This window comes from Pseudomonas sp. GW460-12-10-14-TSB1 (assembly GCF_017349775.1).
GTDB classification, from domain to species: Bacteria; Pseudomonadota; Gammaproteobacteria; order Pseudomonadales; family Pseudomonadaceae; genus Aquipseudomonas; species Aquipseudomonas piscium.
Window position 1 is genome coordinate 1 of record NZ_JACNAC010000100.1, and the last position, 11,136, is coordinate 11,136.

The window sequence follows — 11,136 nt, forward strand, 5'->3', positions numbered from 1 at the left end:
GACCGACCCCTTGCCCGGTGGAGGCTTGAATCACGCCTATTGGCAAACTATTGGAAGAAAACAAGGAGTCCACCATGAGTATCGAATTCATCGGTTTTATCGGCGGCCACCACGCCTCGGAAATCCACCCGCGCAGCGGCCCCGTCCTGCAACCCGACTACGTGGAGAAAGTCGCCCGTGCCCATGAAGACGCCGGCTTCGACCGCGCCCTGGTGGCGTTCCACTCCAACAGCCCGGACAGCACCCTGATCGCCGCGCACGCCGCCAGCGTGACGAAAAAGCTCAAGTTCCTGATCGCCCACCGTCCGGGTTTCGCCGCGCCGACCCTGGCCGCACGCCAGTTCACCACCCTGGATGTGTTCAATGGCGGGCGCACTGCGGTGCACATCATCACCGGTGGCGACGACCGCGAACTGCGCGCCGACGGCAGCTACATCGACAAGGACCAGCGCTACGCCCGCACCGACGAATACCTGGACGTGCTGCGCCAGGAATGGACCCGTGACCAGCCCTTCGACTATCAAGGCCAGTATTACCAGGTCGAGGGCGCGTATTCGGCGGTGCAGTCGCCGCAACAGCCGCACATCCCGCTGTATTTCGGCGGTTCCTCGGCGGCGGCCATCGCGGTGGCCGGCAAGCATGCGGACGTCTATGCGCTGTGGGGCGAAACCTACGAGCAGGTGCGCGAAGTGGTGACCCAGGTGCGCGCCGAAGCCGCCAAGCATGGCCGCAGCATCAGGTTCAGCCTGTCGTTGCGGCCGATCCTGGCGGACACCGAGGAGCAGGCCTGGGCACGCGCCGAGCGCATCCTGCAACAGGCCACCGCCCTGGCCGAACAGAACGGTTTTGTCCGCCGCGAACCACCCAATGAAGGCTCGCGCCGCCTGCTGGCGGCAGCGGCCCAGGGCACGCGCCTGGACAAGCGCCTGTGGACCGGCATCGCCGGGCTGCTCGGCGCCCAGGGCAACTCGACGTCCCTGGTCGGCACCCCGGAGCAAGTGGCCGAAGCCCTGCTCGACTACTACGACCTGGGCATCACCACCTTCCTGATCCGCGGTTTCGACCCGCTCGAGGATGCCATCGACTATGGCCAGCGCCTGATCCCGCTGACCCGCAAACTGGTGGCCGAGCGCGAACGGCTGGCCGCGGAAAAAGTCGCCTGAGGCTAATAATCACGGGGCAAAAAAGGGGGGCTTGCCACGCGGCAAGCCCTCTTTTTATTTGCCCCTTCGTTACTCCTTATAAGCCGTATCGCTGCGCTCCAACTGGCGGATCAGCGCATTCCAATGCCGGGCGACGCCCGGTCCGTCGCCACTCTTGAAGGCCTCGGCCTGCTTCTCGACCTTGGCCACCACCTCGGCCGGCGGGAAGATCAGCTCGGCATTGCCGCTGGCCTGGGCGGCGATCTGGATGTTGCAGGCGCGCTCCAGGGTCTGCAGTTGCTGGAACGCGTGCTCGACGCTGATGCCCGCGGTCAGCAACCCGTGATTGCGCAGGATCAGCACGCTCTTGTCCCCCAGGTCCGCCACCAGGCGTTCGCGCTCGTCGAGGTCGAGGGCGATGCCTTCGTAACCGTGATAGGCCACGCGCCCGGAAAAGCCGATGGCATGCTGGGAGATCGGCAGCAGGCCGTCGCGCTGGGCGGACACGGCGATGCCGTCGCGAGTATGGGTGTGCAGGACCGCGTGCAGGTCGGGGCGAGCGCCGTGGATCGCGCTGTGGATCACATAACCGGCGTAGTTGATGCCCAGGCCCGTGGGGTCGTCGACTAGGGTGCCGTCGATGTCGACCTTGACCAGGTTGGAGGCGCTGATTTCATCGAACAGCAAGCCGAAGGCGTTGATCAGGAAATGCTCGTCGGGCCCCGGCACCCGCGCGGAAAAGTGCGTGTAGATGTGATCGGTCCACTTGTACAAGGCCGCCAGCCGGTAGGCCGCGGCGAGCTTCACGCGCACCTCCCACTCTTCGGGGCTGACACGCTGGCGGACATTTTTCGAGACGCTGGATAACGGGCTGACGCTGCTCATGGCAAAACTTCCTGGATGGCCTTTAAGGAACTCCAGTCAGCCTAGGGGAAGGCAAAAAATAATAAAAAGCACATTTTAATCTAAGCTAATTATCATTTTTTTTTATTTTAAACTGCCCCGTTCTCTCCCTTATGCAGCGCTCTTGATCTTCTGCAGCGAGCCGGCGACCAGTTTGCCAAAGGCATCCACCGGCCCTTGCAGGTTGCCGAGAAAATGCGGGTAGATCAGCCACAGGTCCATCACCGGCTTGAAGTCCTTGAGCGGCATCACCGCCAGTTGCTCGCGGTGGGCGCTGCGCTCCAGTAACGGCCGCGGCACCAGGCCGAGACCCAGGCCGTCGGCCACCAGACCCAGCTGCAACTCGGTGCCGAAGGTTTCCAGGTTGACCCGCAGGGCCAGGCCCTGGTCCGACAGGGTGCGTTGCAGCCCGGCGCGGAAGCCGCAGCCGTCCGGATTGAGAATCCAGCCGTTCTGGTAGATGTCGGCGAGCTTGCACGGGCGCTTGGGCAATTGCGCCTTGGCGCAGACCACCACCAGCTCCATCTTGCCGATCGACTCGCCGATGATGTTGTCCGGGAAGATCTTGCCGGCCGGGAACAGCGCGGCCGCCGCGTCCAGCTCGCCGCGCTCGATCTTGCCCACCAGCTGGCTGCCCCAGCCCGTCGCCACCTGGGCGCGCAGTTCGGGGTATTCGACCCGCAGGTGCTTGAGGGCATCGAGCAACACCACATCGCCGATGGTCTGCGGCACGCCCAGGCGCAACAGCCCGGTGGGCGGCGCGTCGGTGGCCACCAGTTCGCGCAGGGCATCCATCTCCCGCAGGATCAACCGGCATTGCTCGTACACCCGGGTACCGATCAGGGTCGGCTTGAGCGGCTTGGTATTGCGGTCGAACAGCTCCACGCCCAAGGCCTGCTCGAAGTTCTGCACTCGCCGGGTGATCGCCGGTTGCGTCAGTTGCAAGGTCTCGGCGGCATGGCTGATGGACTGGCAACGAATCACTTCGACAAAGGCGTCGATATCATCAATTTTCATTTGGCCCGCACATAGAGAACAGTCATTAAGATGTTCGAAAAGCATAGTTTGAATGTGAGTGGCTGGATAGCCTGGCGCATCTATCGATAACGTCTAACGCTATTCACAAGGGTTCTAAATTCCTTTCGGCTATAACCTAATCATAAAAAAATAGCATATTAAGAAAAATCATTATGCTTAAATCATGATAACTAACCTAGACCACGACCACGGAATCGCCATGACCCAGGCCCGACACCCGGAGAGACTCAGAGCATTCATAGGCGCCCTGGCGGAGCTGATCGACAGCAACCCCCGCGAAGGCGATCTGCTGCACCGCGGCGGCAAGCTGCTGGCGCAGCTGGTCAGCCATGACGACTGGCTGCCCGAGGACTTCGCCCGCCCCGATCCGGAGCGCTATCAACAATATTTGCTGCATGCCGACTCCCGGCAGCGCTTCAGCATCGTCAGTTTTGTCTGGGGGCCGGGGCAACGCACGCCGATCCACGACCACCGGGTCTGGGGGCTGATCGGCATGTTGCGCGGCTCGGAGTACTCCCAGGGGTTCGTCCGTCACGACGACGGCAGCCTGCGGGCCGAAGGCAAGCGGATTCAGCTGCTGCCCGGCCAGGTCGAGGCGGTGTCGCCGAAGATCGGCGACATCCATCAGGTCAGCAACGCCTTCGACGATCAGGTGTCCATCAGCATCCATGTCTATGGCGCCAATATCGGTGCCGTGCGCCGCGCGGTGTACCAGAGCGACGGCAGCGAGAAACTGTTCATTTCCGGTTATTCCAACGCCTTCCTGCCCAATATCTGGGACCTGTCCAAAGAGAGCCAAGCCCTATGAGCACAGCACCTACCCGCTCCTACCCGCAGATCCGCCAGGCGCTGCTGAACCGTGAAGAGCTGGCCCTCGTCGATGTGCGCGAAGAGGCGCCTTTCGCTCAGGGGCATCCGCTGTTCGCCGCCAATATCCCGCTGTCGAAACTGGAGCTGGAGGTGTATTCACGGATTCCCCGGCGCGATACCCCAATCACCCTCTATGACAATGGCGAAGGCCTGGCGGACAGCGCCGCGCAACGCCTGCAAGCGCTGGGCTACAGCAATGTGAACCTGCTTGAGGGCGGCCTGGAGGGTTGGCGCAGCGCCGGTGGCGAGTTGTTCATCGACGTCAATGTGCCGAGCAAGGCCTTCGGCGAACTGGTGGAAAGCCAACGGCATACGCCGTCCCTGGCGGCGGAAGAAGTTCAGGCCCTGCTCGACAGCCAGGCTGACGTGGTGGTGCTCGACGCCCGGCGTTTCGACGAATACCAGACCATGAGCATTCCCCGTGGCATCAGCGTGCCGGGGGCGGAACTGGTGCTGCGCGCTCGTGAGCTGGCGCCGGACCCGGCGACCCGCATTATCGTCAACTGCGCCGGACGCACCCGCAGCATCATCGGCACCCAATCCTTGATCAACGCCGGCATCGCCAACCCGGTGGCTGCCCTGCGCAACGGCACCATCGGCTGGACCCTGGCCGGGCAGGCGCTGGAACACGACCAGTCGCGGCGCTTCGCTGCTACCAGCGAAGCCCATCGCGCTATCGCTGCCGATGACGCCCGTCGGGTAGCCGACAAGGCGCGGGTGGGCCGCGCCACTCTGAGCGAGCTGCAACGCTGGCAGCAGGAAACGCAGCGCAGCACCTACCTGTTCGACGTGCGCACCCCGGAAGAATTCGAGGCCGGCCACCTGCCCGGCGCCCGCTCCACCCCCGGCGGACAGCTGGTGCAGGAAACCGATCACTTCGCCAGCGTGCGCGGCGCGCGCCTGGTGCTGGTGGACGACGATGGCGTGCGCGCCAATATGTCCGCCTCCTGGCTGGCGCAGCTGGGCTGGCAGGTCTACGTGCTGGACGACTTGCAGCCCGCGCATTTCAGCGAACAAGGCCCCTGGCAGGCGCCAGTGCCCGCGCCGCGCCAGGCCGAGGAAATCAGCCCGGACACCCTGGCCCAGTGGCTGGGCGAAGGCGGCACTCTGGTGCTGGATTTCACCAGCAGCGCCAACTACGTCAAGCGGCATATCCCGGGCGCCTGGTGGGCCTTGCGCGCCCAACTGCCGCAAGTCCTGGCCAAGCTGCCGCCGGCCGAACGTTATGTGCTGACCTGCGGCAGCAGCCAGTTGGCGCGGCTGGCGGTCGCCGAGGTCGAGGCCCTGACCGGCAAGGCGGTGTTCCTGCTGCACCAGGGCACCGCCAGCTGGATCGCCGCGCAGCTGCCGCTGGAGACGGGCGAAACCCGCCTGGCCTCGCCGCGCATCGACCGTTATCGCCGGCCCTACGAGGGCACCGATAACCCCCGCGAAGCCATGCAAGCCTACCTGGACTGGGAGTTCGGGTTGGTGGACCAGCTGGCCCGCGACGGCACCCATGGTTTTTATGTGATCTGAAACAGCCCGGCTTATGGGCCTTCACCGGCCCATAAGCCACCCGACGCAACACCCGGACCGACCCCTTTCTCCAGGCGGAGGTGACCCCAACCACCGACACCCGCCTGGAGCCTGTCGTCATGCGCGTTACCCTGCCCTTCATCACCCAGCTGTTGCTGGCTGCCACTCTCTGCCTCGCCGCCACGGTGCAGGCCGCCGACCTGCAGCCGCTGCGGGTGGCCAATCAGAAATCCACGATCAAGGTCCTGCTGGAAGTCTCCGGCGAGCTGAAGGACGTGCCTTATGACATCCAGTTCTCCGAGTTCCCCGCCGCCGCGCCCCTGGGCGAGGCGCTGAATGCCGGTGCCGTGGATATCGGCGCCCTGGGCGATGCGCCCTATGCATTCGCCCTTGGCGCCGGCGCGCCGCTCAAGGTGGTCAGCATCATCCACGCCGAGGGGCGCTACACCACGGCCATTCTTGCGCCCAGGGATTCGCCGCTGAACGACGCCCGCGACCTCAAGGGCAAGCGCATCGTCACCACCCGCGGCTCCATCGGCCACTTCCTGGCGATCAAGGCCCTGCGCAGCGTCGGCCTGAGCACCCAGGATGTGCAGTTCATCTACCTGCTGCCCAGCGAGTCACGCATCCTCCTGGACAACGGCAGCGCCGACGCCTGGTCGACCTGGGACCCCTACACCACCATCGCCACCACCCAGAGCCAGGCCAAGGTGCTGGCCAGCGGCGACAGCCTGCTGAGCAACCACCTGTACCTGGCCGCCACCCGCCAGGCCATCACCGACAAACGCCAGCAGCTCGAAGACTTCGTCGCCCGGGTCGATCGCGCCTACCGCTGGACCAACGCCCATCCCCAGGAGTTCGCCGCCGCCCAGGCCCAGGTCACCGGCCTGCCGCTGGCCGTGCACCTGGCGGTGGCCAAGGCCACGCACATGCAGCCGGTGGCGATCGACGACCAGGTCATCGGCGGCCTGCAAGCCACCGCGGACATCTACCGCGAGGAAGGCATCCTCACCCGCCCCATCGATGTCTCCCAAGGCTTCGACAAGAGCTTCAACGCCCCGCGCGTGCAACTCAACCAGGCATCCCGCTGACCCAGCGACAGACTCAGGAGCACCACCATGAGCAAACAACGTCAATTGAAACTCGGCGCGATGGTCCATGGCGTCGGTCACGGCTGGGGCGAATGGCGCCACCCGCGGGCCCTGGCCAACGCCAGCGTGAACTTCGACTTCTATAGGCAGCAGGCGCAGCTGGCCGAGGCCGCGAAGTTCGACTTCGTGTTCATCGCCGACAGCCTGCACATCCATGAAAAATCCAGCCCGCACTACCTCAACCGCTTCGAGCCGCTGACCATTCTTTCGGCCCTGGCCGCCAGCACCCGGCATATCGGCCTGGTGGCCACCGTCACCGTCAGCTACACCGAGCCGTTCCAGGTCGCCCGCCAGTTCGCCTCGCTGGACCATATCAGCGGCGGTCGCGCCGGCTGGAACGTGGTCACCTCCTGGCTCAGCGGCACCGCCGACAACTTCGGCAAGGCCGAGCACCCGCCCCACGCCGTGCGCTACCGCATCGCCAAGGAACATGTGGCGGTGGTCCAGGGCCTGTGGGATTCCTGGGAAGACGACGCCTTCGCCTACGACAAGCACAGCGGCGAATTCTTCACCCCCGGCAAGCTGCATGCCCTGGAGCACCAGGGCGAATTCTTCTCGGTGAAAGGCCCGCTGAACATTGCCCGCTCCCGACAAGGCCAGCCGGTGATTTTCCAGGCCGGCACCTCCGAGGACGGGCGCAATTTCGCCGCCGAGAATGCCGATGCGATTTTCGTCAACGCCGAGGGCTTCGACCAAGCCCGCGCCTACTACCAGGACCTGAAACGCCGTGCCAGTGGCTTTGGCCGCGATCCGCAGCTGTTGTCGATCCTGCCCGGCATCCGCCCTATCGTTGGCCGCGATGCGGCGGAGGTCGAAGACCGCTACCAGCAGGCGGTGGCGCTGGTGAGCATCGAAGACGCCATAGTCGCCCTCGGCCGGCCGTTCAACGACCACGACTTCAGCCTGTACCCGCTGGACGCGCCCTTCCCGGAACTCGGCGACCTCGGCGCCAACAGCCAGAAAGGCGGTTCGGAGCGGATCAAGCAGCTGGCCCGCGACGAAGGCCTGAGCTTGCGCGAAGTGGCCCTGCGCTTCTCCCGGCCACGGCGCGACTTCGTCGGCACGCCCGAACAGGTCGCCGACGCCATTCAAACCTGGTTCGAAGGCGGCGCCGCCGACGGCTTCATCATCAATTCGCTGCTGCCGGACGGCCTGCAGTATTTCACCGAGCTCGTGGTGCCGGTGCTGCAACAGCGCGGTGTATTCCGCGACGAATACAGCGGCCAGACCCTGCGCGACAACCTCGGCCTGCCGGTGCCGGTCAACCGCTACGCTGCTGCGTCCCAGGCCAGCGAAACCCAGAGCGAGGCCGTGGCATGAGCGAATACCTCAATCGTCGCGGCTTCCTAACCGCCAGCTCGCTGGCCCTTGGCGCCCTGGGCTTTTCATCACTGGGGCTGTCGTCGTTGGGCTTCGCGTCCCGTGCGTTCGCCCAGGGCAACAGCCTGGCCGACCTGACCCTGGGAGTCGCCACCTACCGCGGGCAGGACTCCTACTTCGTCGAGGATGCCGGCACCGCCAACACCCCCTATAAAGTCGAATACTCGGAGTTCGCCGGCGGCAACCTGATAGTCGAGGCCCTGGCCTCGGGCAGCCTGGACGTTGGCGGGATGAGCGAGATCCCGCCGATCTTCTCGATCCAGAGCCATCGCCAGCCACGCCTGATCGCGGTGCTGCAAGGCGACGTGAACAACCAGGTGTTCCTGATTCCCAAGGACTCGAAGGTCGAGTCGGTCGGCCAATTGCGCGGCAAGCGGGTCGGCTATGTGCGTTCCACCACCTCGCACTACTTCCTGATCAAGGCCTTGAAGGAACAGGGCCTGAGCATGAACGACATCACCGCGGTGGCGCTCACCCCGCAGGATGGGTTCAGCGCCTTCCAGAGCGGCCAGCTCGACGCCTGGGTGATCTATGGCGTGTTTATCCAGCTGGCGAAATTCCGCAGTGGCGCCCGGGTGCTGAAGACCGCCCTGGGCTACCTGTCCGGCAATTACCTGATCGCCGCGCGGCCGGCGGCCCTGGAAGAGCCGCTGCGCAAGCAGGTGATCCAGGACTATATCCAGCGCCAGGCGCGCACCCTGGAATGGATCAACGACAACCCCGAGCCCTGGGCGGCCAAGTCGGCGCAGTTGCTGGGCGTCGACAAGGCGGTATTCCTCGACATGTACAACAACCGCAGCCAGCCGTCGAAGATCGTCAAAGTCAACGACCAGGCCATCGCCTCGCAGCAGGCCGTCGCCGACCTGTTCTTCGACGCCGGCGTGCTCAGCGAACGGCTCGACGTCAGCCCCCTGTGGGACCGAAGTTTTGCCTTGCTGCCGCTATGAACCGGCTCCCAGCCTCCTTGATCGAGTGAACTCACCATGAGTCTTTCTTCCCCACTGCCGCCCTTGCTGCACCCGGTCGAGGTCGCCGACTTCGACGCCTTGCTGCAAGGTATCGGCCAGCAACTCGGCGCCACGGCCCACCTGTATGACGAGAGCGGCGCCTTTCCCCGGGACAACTTTGCCCTGCTGCATCAGCATGGCCTGTTGGCCCTGACGGTGCCCAAGCACCTGGGCGGTGGCGGCGCCAGCCTGGCCCTGGCGCGCAAGGTGATCAGCGCGGTGGCCAAGGGCGAACCCTCCACCGCGCTGATCCTGGTGATGCAGTACCTGCAGCACTCGCGCCTGCAAGACAGCAAGAGCTGGCCCGAAGCCCTGCGCCTGCGGGTGGCCGCCGACGCGGTGCACGACGGCGCGCTGATCAATGCCCTGCGGGTCGAGCCCGACCTTGGCACCCCGGCCCGCGGCGGCTTGCCGGCGACCATCGCCCGGCGCACCGCCGCCGGCTGGCGCATCAGCGGGCGCAAGATCTACTCCACCGGCAGCCATGGCCTGAGCTGGTTCAGCGTCTGGGCCCGTAGTACCGACGAAGACCCGCTGGTCGGCGCCTGGCTGGTGCACAAGGACAGCCCCGGCATCAGCATCAATGAGGACTGGGACCACCTGGGCATGCGTGCCACCTGCAGCCACGAAGTGCTGTTCGACAATGTACTGGTGCCGCTGGACCACGCCGTCAGCGTCAGCCCCTGGAGCGCGCCGCAGCCGGAGCTGGATGGCGACGGGTTCCTGTGGATGGCGGTGCTGCTGTCGGCGGTCTACGACGGCATCGCCCAGGCCGCGCGGGACTGGCTGGTGGGCTGGCTGGAAACGCGCAAGCCATCCAACCTCGGCGCGGCGCTGGCGACCCTGCCGCGCTTCCAGGAAACCCTCGGCCATATCGACACCCTGCTGTTCGCCAATCGCAGCCTGCTGGATTCCGCCGCCGAAGGCCGCACGCCGGCGAGCAACGCCGCGCAGTTGAAGTACCTGGTGACCGGCAACGCGATTCGCGCCGTCGAGCTGGCCATCGAGGCCTCCGGCAACCCCGGCCTGTCGCGCCACAGCCCGTTGCAACGGCATTACCGCGATGTGCTCTGCGGCCGTGTCCACACCCCGCAGAACGATGCCGTGCTGCAAGGCGTCGGCAAGGCGGTATTCGCCCAGCGCCAGAACAAGGACACGCCATGACCCAGCTCGTTATCGCCAGCCAACTGGATGCCGACTTCAACGCTGTGATCCGCCAGCGCCTGGCGCTGACTCACCCGGGGGCCAAGGTGCTCGACGTTCCCGTCGGCGTGCCCAGCGACCTGCCGGCCGAGGTCAGCATCCTGCTGGCGCGGCCGATCAATGTCCGCGGTTACCTGGCCCCGGATACCCCGCCTCCCGGCTGGCCCTATGCGTTGCAGTGGGTCCAGGTGGTGTCGTCCGGTATCGACTTCTACCCCAGGTGGCTGTTCAACGGCCCGCCGGTCAGCACCCTGCGCGGCAGCGGCGCCGAGAACATCGCCGAGTTCGCCCTGGCCGCGATCTTCGCCGCGGCCAAGCACCTGCCGCAGATCTGGGTGCATGACCCGCACTGGAATTTCACCGCGCTGACCCCACTCAAGGGCAGCACCCTGGGGATTCTCGGCTTTGGCGCCATTGGCCGCAGCCTGGCGAGCAAGGCCCGGGCCCTGGGCCTGAATGTGCTCGCCCTGCGCCAGAGCCAGGCGCCGTTCGAGGTCGAGGGCGTGCAGGCGGCGCGGGATATCCATGAGCTGTTCGCCCTTAGCGACCATCTGGTGCTGGCGGCGCCCTTGACCGAAGCGACCCGGCATATAGTCGACCGCGAGGTGCTGGCCAGCGCCAGGCCCGGCCTGCACCTGATCAACATCGCCCGCGGCGGCCTGCTGGACCAGGACGCCCTGCTCGCGGCCCTGGACAGCGGGCGCATCGGCCTGGCCTCGCTGGACGTCACCGAACCCGAACCCCTGCCGGCCGGCCATCCGCTGTACAGCCATCCCCGGGTGCGGCTGTCGCCCCATACCTCGTCGGTCTCCACCAACAGCCGGCATGAGATTGCCGACGGTTTCCTGGCCAATCTCGAGCGTTTTCTTGCTGGCCAACCCCTGGAGAATCCGGCGAACTTGGAGCGTGGCTACTAGCTGGTGC

Annotated in this window: 10 protein-coding genes; 8 read left to right on the forward strand and 2 right to left on the reverse strand. The window is 65.6% G+C overall.

Annotation, left to right across the window (positions count from 1 at the left end; all coding sequences use genetic code 11):
* Positions 1-74: 74 nt before the first annotated feature.
* Positions 75-1,163, forward strand: coding sequence for an LLM class flavin-dependent oxidoreductase (locus J4D52_RS29870; protein WP_063430853.1), 1,089 nt, complete (start codon positions 75-77; stop codon positions 1,161-1,163).
* Positions 1,164-1,232: 69 nt separating this feature from the next.
* Here J4D52_RS29870 and J4D52_RS29875 read toward each other — a convergent pair whose 3' ends face one another.
* A complete protein-coding gene (locus J4D52_RS29875) occupies positions 1,233-2,027 on the reverse strand; it encodes a class II aldolase/adducin family protein (protein ID WP_102678265.1) in 795 nt (264 codons plus the stop codon).
* Positions 2,028-2,156: 129 nt separating this feature from the next.
* Entirely contained in the window at positions 2,157-3,062 is a 906-nt protein-coding gene (locus J4D52_RS29880) for a LysR family transcriptional regulator (RefSeq protein WP_009049085.1), read from the reverse strand.
* A 220-nt stretch (positions 3,063-3,282) separates the two neighbouring features.
* Between J4D52_RS29880 and J4D52_RS29885 the strand changes: the two genes are divergently transcribed.
* The 7 genes from J4D52_RS29885 to J4D52_RS29915 all read left to right on the forward strand — a co-directional run bounded on the left by J4D52_RS29885 (position 3,283) and on the right by J4D52_RS29915 (position 11,129).
* Positions 3,283-3,891, forward strand: coding sequence for a cysteine dioxygenase (locus tag J4D52_RS29885; RefSeq protein WP_102678228.1), 609 nt, complete (start codon positions 3,283-3,285; stop codon positions 3,889-3,891).
* The gene (locus J4D52_RS29890) at positions 3,888-5,471 is read left to right on the forward strand and encodes a rhodanese-related sulfurtransferase (protein WP_102678229.1); all 1,584 of its coding nucleotides are present in this window, start codon (positions 3,888-3,890) and stop codon (positions 5,469-5,471) included. Before J4D52_RS29885 ends, J4D52_RS29890 begins: the two co-directional genes overlap by 4 nt.
* A 119-nt stretch (positions 5,472-5,590) precedes the next feature.
* Complete coding sequence (locus tag J4D52_RS29895) at positions 5,591-6,562, forward strand: ABC transporter substrate-binding protein (RefSeq protein ID WP_102678230.1); 972 nt, start codon at positions 5,591-5,593, stop codon at positions 6,560-6,562.
* A gap of 27 nt (positions 6,563-6,589) precedes the next feature.
* A complete protein-coding gene (locus J4D52_RS29900) occupies positions 6,590-7,942 on the forward strand; it encodes an LLM class flavin-dependent oxidoreductase (protein WP_102678231.1) in 1,353 nt (450 codons plus the stop codon).
* Positions 7,939-8,949: an ABC transporter substrate-binding protein gene (locus tag J4D52_RS29905; RefSeq protein WP_102678232.1), complete on the forward strand. Its 1,011-nt coding sequence runs from the start codon at positions 7,939-7,941 to the stop codon at positions 8,947-8,949. Before J4D52_RS29900 ends, J4D52_RS29905 begins: the two co-directional genes overlap by 4 nt.
* 36 nt (positions 8,950-8,985) lie before the next feature.
* Positions 8,986-10,173 (forward strand): acyl-CoA dehydrogenase family protein, encoded by a 1,188-nt coding sequence (locus J4D52_RS29910; RefSeq protein ID WP_102678233.1) that lies wholly within the window; start codon positions 8,986-8,988, stop codon positions 10,171-10,173.
* Positions 10,170-11,129 carry a D-isomer specific 2-hydroxyacid dehydrogenase family protein gene (locus J4D52_RS29915; RefSeq protein WP_102678234.1) on the forward strand — a complete coding sequence of 320 codons (960 nt, stop codon included), beginning with the start codon at positions 10,170-10,172 and terminating at the stop codon, positions 11,127-11,129. The genes J4D52_RS29910 and J4D52_RS29915 overlap by 4 nt, the downstream gene beginning before the upstream one ends.
* Positions 11,130-11,136: the final 7 nt, after the last annotated feature.

What these genes read in the sequence shown, in the direction of transcription:
- J4D52_RS29870 (WP_063430853.1), top strand. Translation starts at nt 75, where the DNA reads ATGAGTATCGAATTCATCGGTTTTATCGGCGGCCACCACGCCTCGGAA.
- J4D52_RS29875 (WP_102678265.1), bottom strand. Translation starts at nt 2,027, where the DNA reads ATGAGCAGCGTCAGCCCGTTATCCAGCGTCTCGAAAAATGTCCGCCAG.
- J4D52_RS29880 (WP_009049085.1), bottom strand. Translation starts at nt 3,062, where the DNA reads ATGAAAATTGATGATATCGACGCCTTTGTCGAAGTGATTCGTTGCCAG.
- J4D52_RS29885 (WP_102678228.1), top strand. Translation starts at nt 3,283, where the DNA reads ATGACCCAGGCCCGACACCCGGAGAGACTCAGAGCATTCATAGGCGCC.
- J4D52_RS29890 (WP_102678229.1), top strand. Translation starts at nt 3,888, where the DNA reads ATGAGCACAGCACCTACCCGCTCCTACCCGCAGATCCGCCAGGCGCTG.
- J4D52_RS29895 (WP_102678230.1), top strand. Translation starts at nt 5,591, where the DNA reads ATGCGCGTTACCCTGCCCTTCATCACCCAGCTGTTGCTGGCTGCCACT.
- J4D52_RS29900 (WP_102678231.1), top strand. Translation starts at nt 6,590, where the DNA reads ATGAGCAAACAACGTCAATTGAAACTCGGCGCGATGGTCCATGGCGTC.
- J4D52_RS29905 (WP_102678232.1), top strand. Translation starts at nt 7,939, where the DNA reads ATGAGCGAATACCTCAATCGTCGCGGCTTCCTAACCGCCAGCTCGCTG.
- J4D52_RS29910 (WP_102678233.1), top strand. Translation starts at nt 8,986, where the DNA reads ATGAGTCTTTCTTCCCCACTGCCGCCCTTGCTGCACCCGGTCGAGGTC.
- J4D52_RS29915 (WP_102678234.1), top strand. Translation starts at nt 10,170, where the DNA reads ATGACCCAGCTCGTTATCGCCAGCCAACTGGATGCCGACTTCAACGCT.